Source organism: Heliomarina sp. (assembly GCF_052826185.1).
This window is the reverse complement of the sequence record NZ_JBRBUI010000017.1, coordinates 45,465-63,335: the sequence shown is the minus strand read 5'-3', so window position 1 is coordinate 63,335 and position 17,871 is coordinate 45,465. Positions and strand designations below refer to the sequence as shown.

The 17,871-nt window shown below is 62.1% G+C and carries 17 protein-coding genes; 9 read left to right on the top strand and 8 right to left on the bottom strand.

Annotated features, from left to right (window positions below):
- Positions 1-22 precede the first annotated feature (22 nt).
- From ACU0FH_RS05630 to ACU0FH_RS05615, 4 genes are all read left to right on the top strand, one after another.
- Positions 23-1,165, top strand: a complete 1,143-nt coding sequence (locus tag ACU0FH_RS05630) for a C4-dicarboxylate TRAP transporter substrate-binding protein (protein WP_446193737.1) — start codon at positions 23-25, stop codon at positions 1,163-1,165.
- A gap of 57 nt (positions 1,166-1,222) precedes the next feature.
- Complete coding sequence (locus ACU0FH_RS05625) at positions 1,223-1,732, top strand: TRAP transporter small permease (protein ID WP_446193736.1); 510 nt, start codon at positions 1,223-1,225, stop codon at positions 1,730-1,732.
- Entirely contained in the window at positions 1,729-3,036 is a 1,308-nt protein-coding gene (locus ACU0FH_RS05620; RefSeq protein ID WP_446193735.1) for a TRAP transporter large permease, read from the top strand. The genes ACU0FH_RS05625 and ACU0FH_RS05620 overlap by 4 nt, the downstream gene beginning before the upstream one ends.
- Before the next feature lie 62 nt (positions 3,037-3,098).
- Positions 3,099-3,776: a TetR/AcrR family transcriptional regulator gene (locus tag ACU0FH_RS05615; RefSeq protein WP_446193734.1), complete on the top strand. Its 678-nt coding sequence runs from the start codon at positions 3,099-3,101 to the stop codon at positions 3,774-3,776.
- Positions 3,777-3,847: 71 nt separating this feature from the next.
- Here ACU0FH_RS05615 and ACU0FH_RS05610 read toward each other — a convergent pair whose 3' ends face one another.
- From ACU0FH_RS05610 to ACU0FH_RS05600, 3 genes are read right to left on the bottom strand one after another with little or no spacing between them, the layout of a single operon-like run.
- Positions 3,848-4,741, bottom strand: a complete 894-nt coding sequence (locus ACU0FH_RS05610; RefSeq protein WP_446193733.1) for a CobW family GTP-binding protein — start codon at positions 4,739-4,741, stop codon at positions 3,848-3,850.
- The gene (locus ACU0FH_RS05605; protein ID WP_446193732.1) at positions 4,738-6,387 is read right to left on the bottom strand and encodes an amidohydrolase; all 1,650 of its coding nucleotides are present in this window, start codon (positions 6,385-6,387) and stop codon (positions 4,738-4,740) included. Before ACU0FH_RS05605 ends, ACU0FH_RS05610 begins: the two co-directional genes overlap by 4 nt.
- Before the next feature lie 48 nt (positions 6,388-6,435).
- Complete coding sequence (locus ACU0FH_RS05600; protein ID WP_446193731.1) at positions 6,436-7,068, bottom strand: helix-turn-helix domain-containing protein; 633 nt, start codon at positions 7,066-7,068, stop codon at positions 6,436-6,438.
- Between the two features lie 134 nt (positions 7,069-7,202).
- On the opposite strand from ACU0FH_RS05600, the gene ACU0FH_RS05595 reads away from it, so the two are divergent.
- The 5 genes from ACU0FH_RS05595 (at position 7,203) to ACU0FH_RS05575 (ending at position 12,716) form a co-directional block, all read left to right on the top strand.
- A complete protein-coding gene (locus ACU0FH_RS05595; protein ID WP_446193730.1) occupies positions 7,203-8,786 on the top strand; it encodes an ABC transporter substrate-binding protein in 1,584 nt (527 codons plus the stop codon).
- 69 nt (positions 8,787-8,855) lie between these two features.
- Positions 8,856-9,824: an ABC transporter permease gene (locus ACU0FH_RS05590; protein WP_446193729.1), complete on the top strand. Its 969-nt coding sequence runs from the start codon at positions 8,856-8,858 to the stop codon at positions 9,822-9,824.
- Positions 9,821-10,720, top strand: a complete 900-nt coding sequence (locus ACU0FH_RS05585; protein ID WP_446193728.1) for an ABC transporter permease — start codon at positions 9,821-9,823, stop codon at positions 10,718-10,720. Before ACU0FH_RS05590 ends, ACU0FH_RS05585 begins: the two co-directional genes overlap by 4 nt.
- Complete coding sequence (locus tag ACU0FH_RS05580) at positions 10,717-11,721, top strand: ABC transporter ATP-binding protein (protein WP_446193727.1); 1,005 nt, start codon at positions 10,717-10,719, stop codon at positions 11,719-11,721. Before ACU0FH_RS05585 ends, ACU0FH_RS05580 begins: the two co-directional genes overlap by 4 nt.
- Positions 11,718-12,716 (top strand): ABC transporter ATP-binding protein, encoded by a 999-nt coding sequence (locus tag ACU0FH_RS05575; protein ID WP_446193726.1) that lies wholly within the window; start codon positions 11,718-11,720, stop codon positions 12,714-12,716. The genes ACU0FH_RS05580 and ACU0FH_RS05575 overlap by 4 nt, the downstream gene beginning before the upstream one ends.
- On the opposite strand, the gene ACU0FH_RS05570 is transcribed toward ACU0FH_RS05575, so the two are convergent.
- The 5 genes from ACU0FH_RS05570 to ACU0FH_RS05550 form a co-directional block, all read right to left on the bottom strand.
- Positions 12,713-13,420, bottom strand: a complete 708-nt coding sequence (locus ACU0FH_RS05570; protein ID WP_088632200.1) for an ABC transporter ATP-binding protein — start codon at positions 13,418-13,420, stop codon at positions 12,713-12,715. The two genes, ACU0FH_RS05575 and ACU0FH_RS05570, sit on opposite strands and share 4 nt — an antisense overlap.
- Positions 13,417-14,157 carry an ABC transporter ATP-binding protein gene (locus ACU0FH_RS05565; protein WP_446193725.1) on the bottom strand — a complete coding sequence of 247 codons (741 nt, stop codon included), beginning with the start codon at positions 14,155-14,157 and terminating at the stop codon, positions 13,417-13,419. Before ACU0FH_RS05565 ends, ACU0FH_RS05570 begins: the two co-directional genes overlap by 4 nt.
- Positions 14,154-15,113 (bottom strand): branched-chain amino acid ABC transporter permease, encoded by a 960-nt coding sequence (locus tag ACU0FH_RS05560; protein WP_446193724.1) that lies wholly within the window; start codon positions 15,111-15,113, stop codon positions 14,154-14,156. The genes ACU0FH_RS05565 and ACU0FH_RS05560 overlap by 4 nt, the downstream gene beginning before the upstream one ends.
- A gap of 67 nt (positions 15,114-15,180) precedes the next feature.
- A complete protein-coding gene (locus ACU0FH_RS05555; protein ID WP_238372561.1) occupies positions 15,181-16,065 on the bottom strand; it encodes a branched-chain amino acid ABC transporter permease in 885 nt (294 codons plus the stop codon).
- A gap of 97 nt (positions 16,066-16,162) precedes the next feature.
- Complete coding sequence (locus ACU0FH_RS05550; protein ID WP_446193723.1) at positions 16,163-17,446, bottom strand: ABC transporter substrate-binding protein; 1,284 nt, start codon at positions 17,444-17,446, stop codon at positions 16,163-16,165.
- Between the last annotated feature and the right edge of the window lie 425 nt (positions 17,447-17,871).

Below are 17,871 nucleotides of genomic sequence, written 5' to 3'. Positions count from 1 at the left end.
ATTTTTCAACTGGGAGGAAGAAATGAATAAATATCAGAAACTTGCAACCGCCGCCACGGCCGCGCTAGCGCTGACCGGCGCAGCCGAAGCCCGCGAACTCAGCTTCGCCATTGGCCACCCGCCGGTCTCCTCGCTCGTCAAGGGCGCCGAAGCCGCCGCCGAACGGTTCAACGAGGCAACCGGCGGCGACATGACCCTCAAGGTCTACCCCCTCACCCTGCTTTCCATGGCGGAAACCCCCGGCGGGCTGCGCGAAGGTCTGGCCGACGTGGGCACCGTGATGACGCCCTATTTCCCGGCAGAGTTTCCCCATACCAACCTGATCGTCGAATCCTCGATGATCCTCGAAACCATTCCCGGCGCCACCGAGGTACAAGCCCCCGCTTTTGCCGCCGCGGTCGTCGAATTCATCATGACCAAGTGCCCGGAATGCAACGAGGAATTCGCAGCCGAGAACCAGGTCTTCACCGGCGGTGCGGGCACCACCCCCTATGTGCTGAACTGCACCAAGCCCATCGTCACGATGGAAGACCTGCAAGGCGCGCGACTGCGCATCGGCGGCGCGAACTGGGCCCGCTGGTCCGAGGCCATCGGCGCCGCGCCGATCACCATGTCGGGCAATGAAATGCTCGAAGCGCTGAATCAGGGCGTGCTCGACTGCATCATCCTGTCGACGCCCGACATCTATAACTTCGGCATGGGCGGCTCGGTCACCCATATCACCAAGGGCGCACCGGGCGGTGCCTATTTCGCCTCGGTTTCCAACGTGAACCGCGACAGCTGGAACGAGCTTTCGCCCGAACAGCGCACCGAGTTCCTCAAGGCAATGGCCTTCGCCGCCGCCAGCACCTCGGTCGCCTATCAGGAAGGCGCTGAAACCGTCGAATCCGCCGCCCGCGAGAACGGCGTGGAAATCCACGACGCCGCACCCGAAGTGATCGAGGCCACCAAGGCGTTCATCGAGGAAGACCGCCAGAACACCATCGACTATTTCGCGGAAACCTACGGTGTCACCCGTGGCGAAGAGATGCTGAACGACTTCAGCGCGCTTCTGACCAAGTGGGTAGACCTTTTAGGTGACGCCGACGGTGCCGAAGCGGTCGAGAAACTGTACTGGGACGAGATCTATTCCAAGGTCGACGTCGCTCAGCACGGCATCAACTAAGCCAAATGACTTAACCGGGGCGCGCACCCTGCGCCCCGGCGATCAAAAGGCGGCTATATGACACGTATTTCCAATTTCCTGTCCACCTGCGCGACCTGCACATCGGTCCTCGCGGGCGCGGCGGTGGCGCTGATGATGGTACAGGTCACGCTTGACGTGGCGATGCGCCATCTCTTCGGCAGCCCGCTGCCCGGAACCCTGACCATAGTCAGCTACTACTACATGGTCATCGCCGCCTTTGTCCCGCTGGCGCTGGCCGAACAGCGCGACGCACATATTTCGGTCGAATTCGTCACCGATCTGATGCCCAAAGGCGTCCAGCGCCACCTTGCCGGGCTGATGCTGCTGCCCACCGCGCTTGTCACCGCCATGCTGACCTGGCGCACATGGGAGGCCGCGCTCAGCGCCATGGCCAAGGGCACCGCCGAAATCAGCGGCGCGACCAAGATCGCGGTCTGGCCCGCCTATTTCGCCCTGCCCCTCGGCGCCGGTCTGATGACCCTGATCCTCGCCCTGCGCTTTGCACTTTATGTCACGGGCAAAACGCCCCAAGAGGCCCCTGAATGACCGGAGTTGAACTGGGCATTGCCGCCCTCGTCCTGCTGATCGTGCTGATCGCGCTGCGGATGCCCATCGGCATCGCCCTCATCGGCGTATCGATCCTTGGCCTCTGGATGCTGACCAACTGGCGTGTCGCATGGGGCTCGCTCGGGCTGATCCCGTATAAATTCGCAGCCAACTGGATTCTCAGTTCGGTCCCGATGTTCCTGCTGCTTGGGTACATTTCCTACCACACCAAGCTGACCGAAGGCCTGTTCCGCGCCGCCCGCGCATGGCTCTCGGTGCTACCGGGCGGACTGGCGATTGCCGCGATCCTCGGCAGTGCGGGCTTTGCCGCCGTCTCCGGCTCTTCAGTCGCCTGCTCGGCCACCATGGGCCGGATCGCCGTGCCCGAGATGCTGAAATCCGGCTATCATCCGCAGCTGGCCACCGGCACCGTCGCCGTCGCGGGCACCATCGGCGCTTTGATCCCGCCCTCTGTCATCATGATCCTTTACGGCATCGTCGCACAGGTCGAGATCACCCAGCTTTTCCTCGGTGGGATCGCCGCCGGTATCCTCACTGCGCTTGGCTATATCCTCGTGGTGATGATCCGCGTGACGCTGAATCCCGCCCTCGCGCCCTCGACGGATGACCGGGCCTCATGGGCCGAACGGATCGACTCGCTGAAAGACACATGGCCGGTGATCCTCATCATGCTGGGCATCTTTTCCGGTCTCTTCGGCGGCGTCTTCACCCCGACCGAGGCCGGAGCCGTTGGCGCTTTCCTTGCCACCCTCGTGGCGCTGGTAAAAGGCACGCTCACTTGGGGACGGTTTCAGGCCGCGATACAGGAAACCGTGCTGACCACCGGCGCGCTGATCATCATCGGTGTGGGTGCCAGCCTGCTCACCCGGTTCCTCGCGCTCTCGGGCACCGGCGAATTCCTCAGCAGCACCATCCTCGGCAGCGGCGCGTCCCCGGCGATGATCCTGCTGGGCGTGATCCTCATCTACCTGCTGCTCGGCATGTTCCTTGAACCCATCGGCGCGATGCTCCTGACCCTGCCGATCCTGCTTCCGGTGATCGACGGCGCGGGCTTCAACCTGCTCTGGTTCGGCATCATCATGACCAAACTGCTGGAAATCGGCATGATCACCCCGCCCATCGGCATGAACGTCTTTGTCATCAAGGGCATTGTGGGCAAAAGTATCTCGACCGGCGCGATTTTCCGCGGCATCTGGTGGTTTCTGTTCATGGACCTGATTTTGCTCGGCATTCTGGTCCTGTTCCCGCAATTAGTGATGTATCTTCCGACGACCTTCGGCTAAGTCGATTGTTTCAACATCCCGCCTTTCCGGCGGCAAGATCCGACAAGGAAACGGAACCGGCCATGGCAACCCGGCAGAAACAGGAACGCAGCACGAGGGGCGAGGAATCCTCGGCGCAAAAAATCAAGGACGCGGCCCTGCGGCTGTTCTCCTCCAAGGGCGTCGACGGTGTGACCGTCCGCGAGATCGTTACCGCCTCGGGGGCGCGCAATAATGCCTCGCTGCACTACTATTTCGGCTCCAAGGACGCACTGGTTGATGCGCTGATCCTCGATTGCGCCCATGTCTCCGACAGCGCCCGCATCCAGAAGCTGGATGAGATGGAAGCCAATGGCGGTCCGCGTGAACTCGCCGACATCATCCGCCTGATCGTCGAGGTCGAAACCACGCCCAGCGATGTCGAAGGCGTCGGCGCGGTTGCCTCAAGCCTTGGTCACATGCGGTTTGTCGTCGGGCTCAAGATCAACCACCGCAAGGCCTTCATGCAGGCGCTGGCCGGGCATCGCACCTCGGGCTACATCCGCTGCATCGAGCATATCTATAACCTTGTGCCGGACATGCCGAAAAGCCTGCTGAACCAGCGGCTTATCTTCATGGACCTGCTGCTGATCTCGACCCTTGCCGCCCGCGAGGCCGCGTTCGAACAGGACCCCACCGGCGGCAAGCTCTGGGGCTCTCCGGACGCGATTGAAAACCTGATCACCTCGGCCTGCGGGCTGCTGACCGCACCTCAGAACTGACAGCTTTCGCTGCACGGCCGGTGTACAGGGGGTGTACAGCTAATGTACGGCTTGTGCCTGCCGTTTTCCGCTCAATGACAGGCCCGATCCAGCGCCGCGCAGACCGGATCGAACACCTCGGCCCCGCCGCTTGCGATCATCACAAGGCAAGGATCCTCCACCTTGTCGATGGGCGAAATCTCGACCCGCGTGCCAACCGCCTGAACCAGCAACCCGCCCCCGTCCGGCGCACGCACGCGACCCTTGATCCGATGCACCGCCTCGGGCAACGCGGTTAACGCGCCCGCCAAACTGGCCCGGTCCATCGCACCGACGGGCCGCCAAGCACGGCTGACGAAACCGCCCACCTCCGCCCCCGGCACCTGCCAGCGCGATCCGTCTTCCTGCGGCCCCAGCAGCAGCGCCTGCGGCAGCGCACCCTGCGTCGCATCGACCACGCGCAGTCCCGGCCGAAGCCCCTGCACCCAGGCCCGCACCTCATCCGCCGAGCCGCCAAGATCCAGCTTGGTCAGCGCCACGATATCGGCGCTGCGGATCTGGCTTTGAACCAGCCGCCCGACGAACTTGTCCTTCGCCCTCTCACGCACGGTCTCGGCATCGACGGCGGTGATCACCGCGTCCAGTTCGAACCCCGGCCAGTTCCCGACCAGCATCGCCAGCCGCGCCGGTTCGGCAACGCCACTTGCCTCCATGATGACCCGGTCCGGCGGGTTCGGGCACATCGCCATTTCGCTCAGCGCCGCGCCCATGTCATCGCCGATAGAGCAGCAGACACAGCCATTCGTCAGTTCGACAGCCGCGCCATCCACCTCGCGGATCAGGCCCGCGTCGATGTTCACCGCGCCGAAATCGTTCACCATGATCCCCAGGCGCGCCCCCGACGCGTTGCGCAGCAGGTGGTTCAGGATCGTGGTCTTACCGGAGCCCAGATAGCCCGACAGCAGGGTGATCGGCAGGCGGCTCATGTCTCGATAGGAAAGGGCTGGCCCTCGAACACCGTGCCCCAGATCGGAATCTCGCGCAGCGCTTGCGGCTCGACCTCCCACGGGTCCTGTTCCAGCACGGTGAAATCGGCCTTTTTGCCCGCCCGGATCGACCCGATTTCGTCTTCCATCCCAAGCACATAGGCCGCATCGATGGTGATCGCGCGCATCGCCGCCTCAAGCGAGGTGCGCTCTTCGGCACACAACACCGAGCCGGATTCAGCAATCCGGTTCACCGCCACCCATGCCGAATTCAGCGGCAGCGCCGGGGCCATGGTGAAATCGGAATGCAGCGCGAATGTCACGCCCGCCCGTTCCAGTGAGCCCATGCGCGCCATCTGCGAGGCCCGCTCATACCCGATGGAATCCCGCCAATAAGCCTCACCCAGCTCGTGCAGATAGTAGACATTCGCCGAGACAATCGCGCCCAGATCTTTGATCCGCCGCACCTGCTCTTCGTTCGAGACCCCGAAATGTTCGATGGTGAACCGGTGATTGAACCGCGGCTTTTCCGCCTGCAACTTTTCCAGCGTGTCGAGCGCCAGTTCGACGCCCATGTCGCCGGTGCAATGCACATGGATCTGCTTACCCTCAAGCCAGAAGGCGCGGGCGTGGTCATAAAAGGATTCCGGTGACATCAGCCATTCGCCATGATGCCCGTCGATAAAGCCCGGCTCGCGCATCTGCATCAGCTCGGCAAAGAATCCGCCATCGGTGAAAAGCTTGACACTATTCTCGAAAAACAGCCGTTCCGTGTCGCGCCCTTCGAATTCGCGCACCCGCTCGACGTTTTCCTGCGCGTTGCCCTCAAAGGTGCCGCGCTGCAGGGCGCGGGGAATGATCTTCATCCGGAAAGGCACTGTGTCATTGTCCAGCGCCCCCTTGAGAAGCTGCCATTCGATCTGGTCGTTCATCATCGGATAGGCCAGTTCTCCGATGGTCGTGTGCCCGCCCAGATGGACGGTCTGCTTGACCAGTTCCAGCCCTTTCATGAAGCGCTGCGGGGCCAGAAGAACCTTGTTCATCGCCTGCGCCGCCAGCGCCATGCCGGTCTCGAAGAACCGCCCCGACTGCAGATCGATCTGCGGATGCCGTTCCAGATCCTCGCGCGCCGTGCCCATCCATTCGATGGCCGCATCATTGGCGATGATCTCGTGAAAGGACCGCTGCCAGACAAAGATCGGCTTGGTCGAAGATACCGAGTTCAGTGCCTCGCGGTCCACATTGCCATGCCAGATCCGGTGAAAGCCCCATGTGACGGTGATTTCCTCGCTGCCATCATCGGCGGCAATGATCTCGGACAGGCGAGCAAGGTAGTCTTCGTGGCTGGTGACTGCCGGACAGGTCCGGTCTGGCAGTACCCATTCCATCGCGGTGATGAAATGGCAGGGCATCAGGATCGCGCCCAGCGTCGGGTGCAGGTGCGGGTCGATAAACCCCGGCATCAGCACCTTATCCTCGAATCGCGTGTCGATGCGGTGGGGATGCGCGTTCAGCCAGGGTTTCAGCGTCTCAAGCGTGCCGACCTCGATGATCCGCCCGTCGCGCACCGCGACGGCGCTGGCCTCGGGCATGGCCCCGGTCATCGTGCGGATCTTGCGCGCGGTGAAAACGGTGATGTCGCTCATCTGTAATGGCTCCTGTTGGGCATGTCCCCGGATTTTCCCGGTGGGTTGTTAATAATTCGCCTGCGCAAAGGACCAGACGATCACGGCATCCCCCGGCCCCGGGTTGCGGCAGGAATGGCTTCCGGTCCCGTTCAGTTGGAAACTGTCCCCCGCGCTTAGCGAAAGGGTCTGGCCGTCGATGGTCAGCTCAAGCTGGCCCGAAACGATGTAACCGCCCTCATCCCCCTTGCGGGCACGGCCCTCGGGGCCGGTCCCGGCCTCGGGCGCAAAGGTGGTCAGCACCATTTCGAGGCTCCCGTTCAGATGCGGCGACAGCAATTCCTCGCGCACGCCCGCCTGGCTGAGGTTGATCTCACGCCGCGCCCCACGCCGCACCACATATGCGCTCTCGGCAGAGTCCTCCTGCTCCGCGTGGGAAAAGAACCAGCTGATCGACACGTCAAGCCGCCGCGCGATCTTGTCCAGCGTATCCAGGGTGATCGGGCTCACTCCGCGTTCCAGTTCGCTCAGGTGCCCGACCGACCGGCCAATTGCCTTGGCCATATCGCTGAGCGTCAAACCGCGCGCCCTGCGTAATTCGCGAATCTGCCGCCCCACCGGTTCGCTGGCATTGTTCAGATCGTCTTGGGCCGTGTCGACACGTCCAGCCGACCGCTTCGATTGAATATTTGTCGAAGTCACGAGGATTTTCCCTTCTAATTTCACTGGACTGAAAAATTCGTTGCATTTTTTCATAACCGTTGCAACAGTTCTGAATATTACAAACACAAGACGTCGGAAAAGCCGCGCAAATAATCACCAACAGAGGACCATAGATGCTTGATACTTTCCTGAAATCGCTCCCCGTCGCGCTGGCCGCGACCCTGGGCGCGGCCTCGCTCGCGCAGGCCGAACCCAAGGCGGGCGGCACACTTACCGCCTTTACCTCGGGCTACCGGACCCTGAACGCAGCGGTGCAATCGGGGGCCGCCACCGGCGCGCCAGCCTCGCAGATCTTTGCCGGTCTGGTCACCGTGGGCGCCGATTACGCCATCGAACCCTATCTCGCCGAATCCTGGGAAGTGTCCGAGGACCAGCTCACCGTGACCTTCGATCTTGTCGACGGCGCGACATTCCACGATGGGGAACCGATCACCGGCGAGGACGTGAAATTCTCGATGGAAGTGGTCAAGGCGAACCACCCCTTTGGCCAGAACATGTTCGGCCATGTCACCAGCATCGACACGCCCGAGGCGGACAAGGTCGTGCTGCATCTCGACCAGCCGGTGCCGGGTCTGCTGATGTCGCTGCAACCGCTGCTGATGCCGGTGCTGCCCAAGCATATCTATGACGACGGGCAGGACATGAAGACCCACCCCCGCAACATGGAAAACGTGATCGGCTCCGGCCCCTTCATGGTCGAGGAGAACGACCCGACCCAGCGCCTCACGCTGGTGAAATACGATGATTTCTTCATCGAGGGCCGTCCCTATCTCGACAAGATCGTCTTCCCGCTGATCAAGGATCCGCTGACCCGCGTGCTGATGCTGGAAAAGGGCGAGATCGACTTTGCACCCTTTGCCGGTGTCCGCCCGAATGACGCGACCCGTCTTGAAAAAGCTGATGGCGTCAATGTCACGACCGACGGCTACGGCGCGATCGGCTACGTGCATTACCTCGAGCTGAACCTGCGTGAAAAGCCGTTCAACGACCACGCGGTGCGCGAAGCACTCGCCCATGCCATCGACACGGATTTCCTCTCCAAGGTCATCTTTGGCGGCCGCACCCAGCCAGGCACCGGTCCGCTGCACACGGGCAACCCGTTCTATTCGGCCGACGTACCCATGTACGAGCCCGACATGGAAAAGGCTGCCGCCCTGCTGGATGAGGCTGGCTATACCGTCGGCGATGACGGCACACGGTTCTCTTTTGTGCTCGACGTGCCGAGCTGGGCCCCCGCCGCGCACGTGCCGATGGCCGAATACATTCAGGCGCAGCTTGCCAAGCTGGATATCAGTGTCGAACTGCGCAAGGCCCCGGATTTCGGCACATGGGTCAAGCGCATCGCAAGCTGGGATTACGACGCCACGATGAACGGATCCTTCAACTATCCCGATCCGACCATCGGCGTGCACCGTCATTTCGACTGCGACAACATCAAGAACGTGATCTGGTCGAACACCCAGGGCTATTGCAACGAAGAGATGGACAAGCTGCTTGATGCGGCCGCGGTGGAAACCGACATGGACGCCCGCAAGGCGCTTTATGCCGACATCCAGAAGATCGCGCAGGAAGACCTCGTGTTCATCTACATGCCGCAGGATTTCTCGGCGACGGTCTATTCCGACCGCATCGGCAACGCGCCCGCGTCGCCCTTTGGCGCGCTGGCCCCGTTCACCGACGTCTACCTCGAAGAGTAAAGCCAACCGGAAGGGCGGCCTTCTTCGCCGCCCTTACGACCTCCACCACTCACGAAAGGGACCGCCCCCGTGCTCACCGGACTGCTGCGCAAGCTCGCCAATGCTGTATTATTGCTCTTCGCCGTGCTCGTGCTGAATTTCGCTTTGATCCACATCGCCCCCGGCGATCCGGTCGAGGCGCTGGTCGGCGAGATGGGCGGCGCGACCCCTGAACTTATCGCCGAGCTGCGCGAAAGCTTTGGCCTTGATCAGCCGCTTTATGTGCAGATCGGGCATTACTTGGGCCGCGTTTTGCAGGGCGATCTTGGCTATTCCACGTATTACGACCAGCCGGTGACCCACCTAATCGCCGAGCGCATCGGGCCGACCTTGCTGCTCGTTACCGTCGCCCTGCTCTGGGCCATCGTGATCGGCACCATTCTTGGCGTCTTTTCCGCCCAGCGCCGCAATTCGTGGATCTCGCACCTCGTCACGGTGCTGTCGCTGGCGGGCTTCTCCGCCCCCGTGTTCTGGATCGGGATCATGCTGATCCTGCTGCTCTCCGTCGCCTTCCCGATCCTGCCGATCTCGGGCATGACCAGCACCGAGACCGCGACAAGCACCATCGGCTATATCCTCGACGTCGCCCATCATCTGGTGCTGCCCGCACTGACGCTCGGACTGATCTACCTTGCCTTTTACAGCCGCCTGTCGCGCACCAGCATGCTCGAAGTGCTCGAGACAGACTATGTCCGCACCGCCCGCGCCAAGGGCCTGCCGAAACGGCTGGTGATCTACAAGCACGCGCTGCGCAACGCGGTGCTGCCAGTCGTCACCTTTGCCGGTCTTCAATTCGGACAGGTGATTTCCGGGGCGGTGCTGGTGGAAACCGTTTTTGCATGGCCCGGGCTTGGCACGCTTGCCTTTGAATCGATCCTGCGCCGCGACACGCCCACCCTGCTGGGCATCCTGTTCTTCTCCGCCCTGATGGTCGTGGTGATGAACCTGCTGACCGACGTCATCTATCGCCGGATCGACCCAAGGATCAAAGCCACATGAGCGTCACCGACACCACCGCGTCCATCGCCACGCCGTTGAAACCTCTGCCAAAACCGGTCTCGCCCTCGCGGCAGGTCTGGCAGATGTTCCGCCAGAACCATTCCGCGATGATCGGGCTTTTCATCCTGTTCGCGATCATCGTGATCTCTATCTTCGGGCCGTCGCTTTATACGGTGTCGCCGCGCGATATGGTCTGGATGCCGCTAACCCCGCCGGGCCAGTCGGAATACCTGCTGGGCACCGACTACCTTGGACGCGACCTGTTGGCCGGTCTCATCAACGGCGGTCGCGTCACCATCACCATCGGGTTTTCCGCCGCAGTGCTGACCATCCTGATCGGCGTCACCATCGGCGCGCTGGCCGGGTTCTTTGGCGGCCGCGTCGATAACGTGCTGATGCGCGTGACCGAGTTCTTTCAGGTCCTGCCGAACCTGCTCTTTGCGATGGTCGTGGTGATGCTCTTCTCGCCCTCGCTGATCAATATCGCCATCGCCATCGGCATCGTATCATGGACCTCGACCGCCCGCCTGACCCGCGCAGAATTCCTCAAAATCCGCGAGATGGATTACGTCAAGGCCGAACGCTCCATCGGCGCAGGCAATGCCCGGCTGATCTGGAAGGTGATCCTGCCCAATGCCGCGCCGCCGCTTATCGTGGTCGCCGCCCTGTCCATCGGCTCGGCCATCCTGTTCGAGGCAGGCCTTTCCTTTCTCGGTCTTTCAGATCCCAACGCGATGAGCTGGGGCCGCATGATCGGCGACAACCGCCCCTATATCCTCGACAGCTCGTGGGGCGTGACCTTTCCCGGCATTGCCATCTTCCTGACCGTGCTGGCCATCAGCCTTGTCGGCGACGGGCTGAACGACGCCATCAACCCGAAATTGAGACAGCGATGACCAGCTCTTCCCCTCTCCTCTCGGTTCGCGATCTAGAGATTTCCTTCCGCACCGGCGGGCGTGAAATCCCCGTGGTACGCGACCTCTCGTTTGATCTCGCCGCCGGTGAGACCCTCGGCATCGTTGGCGAATCCGGCTGCGGCAAAAGCATCACGGCGCTGTCCCTGATCGGCCTCGTGCCCAGCCCGCCGGGCCGGGCCTCCAGGGGGCAAATCCTGCTGAACGGCGAAGACATCGTGACCGCGGGCGAAGACCGGCTGACCCGCATCCGCGGTAATGAAATCTCCATGGTGTTCCAGGAACCGATGACCTCGCTCAACCCGGTCTACACGGTGGGCGAACAGATCGCCGAAACCGCCCGCGCGCATTTCGGCAGCTCGCGCGCCGAAGCATGGGACCGCGCTATTGAGATGCTGCGGCTGGTCGGCATCCCCTCGCCCGAACAGCGCGCCCATAACTATCCGCACCAGCTATCCGGCGGGATGCGTCAGCGCGTGATGATCGCCATTGCGCTGGTCTGCGAACCCAAGGTGCTGATCGCGGATGAACCGACCACCGCGCTCGACGTGACGGTACAAGCGCAGATATTCGATCTGTTCCGCGAGTTGCAGCACAAGATCAGCGCCGCCATCATCCTGATCACCCACGACATCGGCGTCGTCGCCCAGATGTGCGACCGGGTCATGGTCATGTACGCGGGCCGCAAAATCGAGGAAGGCCCCGTCCGCTCTTTCATCCGCGACCCGCGCCATCCCTATACGCGCGGGCTGATCTCCTGCATCCCCAAGCTCAGCCGCGATCCAAGCGACACGCCGGAACCCCTGTTCGAAATTCCCGGCGTAGTGCCAAGCCCCGCCGATCTCGCCGAGCTAAAGGGCTGCGCCTTTGCGCCGCGCTGCAACCGCGCCATTGGCGAATGCCAGTTGCACAGCCCCGCCCTGACTCCGCTGGGCCCGGACCGCGCCGTCGCCTGCCTGCGCCAAGAGGAGATCCCCGCATGAGCGAGATACCGGCCCTCAGCGTCTCGGACCTCAAGGTCCATTTCCCGGTCGGCGGCGGCAAGGTCGTCCACGCGGTCGACGGGATCAGCTTTGACATCCCCGCCGGCATCGCCTTTGGCCTCGTGGGTGAATCCGGCTCCGGCAAGACAACCGCCGCCATGGCCTGCGCCCGGCTCAACGATGCGACCGACGGCACGATCCGGCTGAGCGGCGAGGACATCACCCATCTGGACGGCGACCAGATGCGGCAGGCGCGGCGCGACATCCAGGTGGTGTTTCAGGACCCCTACGCCTCGCTCAACCCGCGCGAACGCGCCGGGGCTATCGTGCGCCGCCCGATGGACCTCATGGGGACCGGCACGCCCAAGGAACGCGAAGATCGCGTCGATGAGCTTTTCGCGACCGTCGGCCTGCGCGCCGAGCAAAAAGCGCTGTTTCCGCACCAGTTCTCTGGCGGGCAGCGCCAGCGCATCGGGATCGCCCGGGCGCTTGCCACACGGCCCAAACTCATTGTCTGCGACGAACCCGTCTCGGCGCTGGACGTGGCCATTCAGGCGCAGATCCTCAACCTGCTTGGTCGCCTCAAGGCCGAATTGGGCCTGTCCTACCTATTTATCAGCCATGACCTTGGCGTGGTCCAGCACCTCTGCGACCAGATCGCGGTTATGTACCTTGGCCAGATCGTCGAGATCGGCTCGCGAAGCGCGATTTTCCGGCGCCCGATGCACCCCTACACGATGGCACTCATCTCGGCTGTGCCAACGCTCGAGGCCGGGATGGACGTGGGGATGCGGCTGAAAGGCGACCCGCCCAGCCCGATCTCCCCGCCCGACGGATGCCGCTTTGCCGGGCGCTGCCAGTTCGCGCAGGATCGCTGCCGTCAGAAAAGCCCGGTACTTTCCGGCGATCCGGATGGCCACAGGGTTGCCTGTTTCCGCGCCCGCGACCCCGAGGTCGCGGCCCTGAGGGACAAGCTGACCAGCACTCCCGCCTAGGCCCCGACGCCCACGTATTGATGCAGCAGGCTCTTGTCGCTGCGGACCTCTTCGATGTCGAAGCGGGCCTTGATCTCGCCGTGGTTCATGAAAGCCACCCGGTCGGCAATCGGCAGCACCGCATCGACCCGCTGTTCCACCAACAGGATTGCCACGCCATCGTCTCGCAGCTTGACCACCGCCTCACGGATACTGGCAATGGCCGATGGCATCAGCCCCTCGGTCGGCTCGTCCAGCATCAAGACCGACGGGTTCACGCAAAGCGCACGTGCCATCGACAGCATCGTCTGTTCACCCCCTGACAGCGTTCCCGAGCGTTGTTTCATCCGCTCGCGCAGTACCGGGAAAAGCCCCAGCGCATACTCCAGCGACTCCTGCCCCGAATGGCGCGTCATCAGCCCGATCTCGAGGTTTTCCGCCACGGTGAGTTCCGAAAACAGCCGCCGCCCCTGCGGCACATAGCCGATCCCGCGCCGCGGGATTTCCGAGGCGGGCAACCCGGTCAGCTCTTCTCCATCCAGCCACAGCCGCCCCGCCGCAGGCCGCACCGTGCCCATGATCGCCTTGAGCGCGGTGGTCTTGCCCGCGCCGTTCCGGCCCATCAGACAAAGCACCTCGCCGCCCTTCACGGTGATCGAGAAATCCCGCAGCGCCTGACTGCGGCCATAAAAGGCGTCATAGCCCTCGACGCGCATTTCGCTCATGCCGGTGCTCCCAGATAGGCGGCCTGAACCGCGTCATTGTGCACGATGTCACCGGGGGTGCCCTCGGCCAGTACCCGGCCAGTCTCCAGCACGGTGATCCGGTCGGCCAGCGCCATCACCACATCCATGTTATGCTCGATCAGCAGCACCGTGGCCGATTGCGCCACCCGCCGCACAACCTTCTGAAAGTTCTCGATCTCGGAATCCGACAGGCCCTGCGTCGGCTCATCCAAAATCAGCAGCTTGGGTTGCAGCGCCAACCCCATCGCCACCTCCAGAAGGCGCTGATGCCCATAGGCCAGCGTTCCGGCGGTTTCATAAAGCAGATCGCCCAGCCCGACCTCCTGCGCTGCCTTGGTCGCGGCGCGCGCGATCTCCACCTCGCTGACGGGTTTGCGCGAAAACAGATGCGGGCGCAGCCGGTTCTGCGCCGCGATTGCGATATTTTCCAGAACGGTCATCGCGCCGTAGATATTGGTGATCTGGAACGTATAGGCGATCCCCATGCGCACCCGTTTATGCGCGGGCATCCCGGTCACGTCGCGATCTTCAAAGAACACCTGCCCGGCCGAGGGCTTGATCCGCCCCGACAGCAGGCTGACAAAGGTGGACTTGCCCGCGCCGTTCGGGCCGATGATGGCGCGGATCTCACCAGGGTCCAGCGCGAAGTCCACGCCATCCACCGCCTTGAGCCCGTCGAAATGGCGTGACAGCCCCTTGGTACGCAGCAAGGTCATTTCAGCCACCCCAGCCATCTGTCGCGGATCGTGCCAAGAATACCTTTGGGAAACCACAGGTTCACCACGATCAGCAGGACACCGATTACGATCAGGTAGGCCGTTGTGATCCCGCTTAGGCGATCAATCAGCATGGTCATGACTGCCGTACCCAAGAGCGGCCCCAGCAACGTGCCCGGCCCGCCGATCAGCGTATAAAGCAGCGCCTCGATGGAGTTCTGGAACCCGGCAAAGGACGATCCGATATAGCCGAACATCAGCCCGTAGAGCGCCCCCGCCGTACCCGAAATGGTGCCCGACACGGTAAAGGCGGTCAGCTTGATCGCATAAGTGTCAAAGCCCAGCATCTGGGTGCGCGGCTCATTCTCGCGCACCGCGACGAACAACCGGCCCAGCGGCCCCTGCGTGATCGCGAATAGCACCGCCAGAACAACGGTAAAGATCAGCAGCGCAAGGTTGAACCGCGCCGTGTCCGAGGTCATGTCGACGACCATTCCGAACAGCCCAAAGCTGCGCGCATCGGTCGGCAGGGTCAGCCCCTGATCGCCACCGGTGATATTGGTGAACTGCAGAGTCATCAGGTAACCCGCCTGCGCGAACATCAGCGTGACAATCATAAAAGACACGGCCTGCGTACGCAGCGCCAGCAGACCTATCACCAGCGACACGGCAAAGGCACCGACGATCCCAAGAAGAAAGGCGACCGGCAGGGTCACGCCCCAGTAATAGGTCGACAGACCTGCCGCATAAAGACCGGCGGCAAAGAACATCGCATGCCCCAGACTGAGCAGCCCGGTATAGCCCATCAGCATGTTATACCCCATCGCAAAGACCGACAGGATCAGGATGCGGGTCAGCGCGAGCGTCAGATAGGGCGGCAGCACGAATTGCAGCCCGAAAAGGACGATCACCGTGACGACGCAGAGCGCCAGCAATTTACCATTATGCAAGGTCATGACCGGTGATTTCCGCCTGTCTGATGTACAGGGGGTGTACAGGTTGTGTACGCAAAACATACAGGCGTCATACGCGGTTTGACCTTCCAAACAGACCCTCGGGCTTGAATACCAGAACAAAGGCAACAAGCAGGGTCGAAAAGATCTTGGCCGCCGTCGGTGAGAAGAAAACCGAGAGCAATCCATCGGACATGCCGATCAGGATCGCAGCGGCGATGGTGCCGGGGATCGATCCCAGCCCGCCCACGATCACCACGACGAAGGACAAAAGCAGCGGGTCGCCGCCCATCAGGTAATGGGCCTGCTGGTTGGGCACGACCAGCACGCCACCAATCGCCGCCAGCATCGCGCCGATGGCAAAAACGATGGAATAGACGCGGTTTACCGGGATGCCGAAATTCTGCGCCGTCTCGCGGTCGAACTGGGTGGCCCGCATGACCAGCCCCCATTTCGAGCGTTTGAGCATCACCCAAAGCCCCGCCACCAGTACCAGCGCCATGACCACGGTGAACAGCTTGTAACTGGAATAGCCGAACCACGGCGTGCGGATCGTATAATAGAACGGTGCGTCGACGGCTCGGGCGTCGGGGCCAAAGCTCATCAGGGTAAGCTGTTGAATGATATAGAGCATTCCGATGGTAGAAACGATAGTGCCTTCGGGATCGTAGTTGATCCGCTTGAGGATCGCCCAGTCGGCGAGATAGGCCAGCATCCCGACCAGCAGGGGCGCGACAACAAGCGCCACGCAGAAGGCCAGCGCCGGGTGGCCGGGCACGAATTGTGCGCATGCCCAAGCGCCGACCGCGCCCAGCATGTAAAATTCGCCATGCGCCACGTTGACCACGCGCATCACGCCGAACACGAGCGAAAGCCCCAGCGCCGTCAGCATGAGCACCGAGGCCATCACCAGCCCTTCCAGCCCGGCCAGCAGGAGATAGGGCGCAAGATCCATCATGAAGTCACTCCTTCAGCCCGCCGTGTCGGGGGTGAAAGCAAAGAGGCAAGAAAAAGGGCGGCAGGTCAATGCCTTGCCGCCCTGATGCGTTTGATCAGAAGGACATCTGGGTATAGTCCGTCTCATCCTCGTAGAGGGTTTCCTCGATCGAGGTACGATAGACAACTTCCAGCTTGCCATCCGTGACCTTGGAGATGTTCTGATGGGCAAAGGCCTGGTGGGTCTTGCCGTTGAAGACCTTTTCGCCCTGCGGGAATTCGTTCGACGCTTCAAAGCCTTCAATGGATTCCATTGCCTCGAGGAAGGCGATTTTCTGGTCCGGGCCTTTGTAATCGGCCATTTCCATCGCCTGCTTCATCGCGAACAGCGTCTCCCAGACCGAAAACATATGCGCATAAGTCGAGATGTCGCGCGCATCGTCCACCGAGGCACCGTTTTCGTCGACGCCAACCTTTTCGCGGTAGAACTTGTCGAATTCGGTCTGGTCAGCTTGGGCATAGCGTGCATGACCTTCCCAGAAATGCGTGCCTTCAAGGTATTCCAGCTGGGGAATACCGATGTCGACCGCCTCCAAGCTGTCGATAAAGCCGAATATTTCCGGACGGTTAGAGCCCAGATGCTCGCCCAGTTCCTTGACGAATGTCATCACGGCGGGGCCGACCATCACGTGATAGATGACTTCGGTATTGAACGGGATGCGCGGCATGTAGCGGGTGAATGTGGTCTCGGTCGGCGGGATGGCGATGTCGGCCACGACCTCGCCGCCCTGCGCCTTGATCGCGGCGGTCATGTTGTCGCGATGGTCATAGCCAAAGGCATAGTCGGGGTAGATCAGGGTGATCTTCTTGCCGAGGTTCTCCGAAATCCACGGCGCCATCGAGCTGACCTGGCTTTTCACATCCGAGATTGAGGGCTGGAAGCAATAGCGGTTGAACCCGCCCGCAGCCAGCGTATGTGCCTCGGAACAAAGGAAATAGGGCATCTTCAGTTCACCCGCGCGCGGAGCGGTTGCCGCCGCGACGTGCGAGAAGAGATGGCCGAAGACAGCGTCGACCTTGTGCTCGGCCGAGAATTTCTCGATCAGTTCGACGCCGCGTTTCGGGTCGGTGCCGTCATCCTCGACGATCATCTCGACGGGCATACCGTTGATGCCGCCACCCGCATTGATCACCTCGAGCGCGGCGTTAGCGGTACGTTCATACCAGCGCCCGTAGGATGCGCCGATGCCGGTGCGGTGGAACGGGGCGCCCAGCCGGATCGCGTCACCCGCCTGTGCGCGCGCGCGCCCGATTATCCCCGGGCTGGCCAGCAGCAAGCCTGTCCCTGCGAGCCCCGCGAGAACGGAACGGCGATTCTGGCCCTTGTTCATAACTCTCATGATGTAACTCCCTTTTGTCCCTGTTGGTCTTTACCCGGTATCGGGCTGTCCGGGTTTGCCCGGGCGTTGCCGCGCCTTTTGATAGCGGTCACGGCAAAGATTAACCGACATCCGCCGGTTCGAAAGAAAAATTAGCCTTTGCTGCGGTTTTTCCATGCGATTGCCCGGATTTGGGCGGTTCGGGAAAAAAGGCGTGGGATCAAACATCTCGCTCAACCCGCGCTTTCCCGCCCAAGCTGAACCACCAGTGTACGTTTCGCCCCGAATGTGATGCCGGAAGTGTTGACGTAACAGGCAAGGGGCGCTTAACCTGACAAGTGTCAGTCTGGCTTTGCGACGAATAATGCCGGACCGTCACAAGAAGAGGGGAGGCTTCTTTGTTCGCACTGGTAGACACGACTTTGGCAATCACGGCCCAGCGCGGG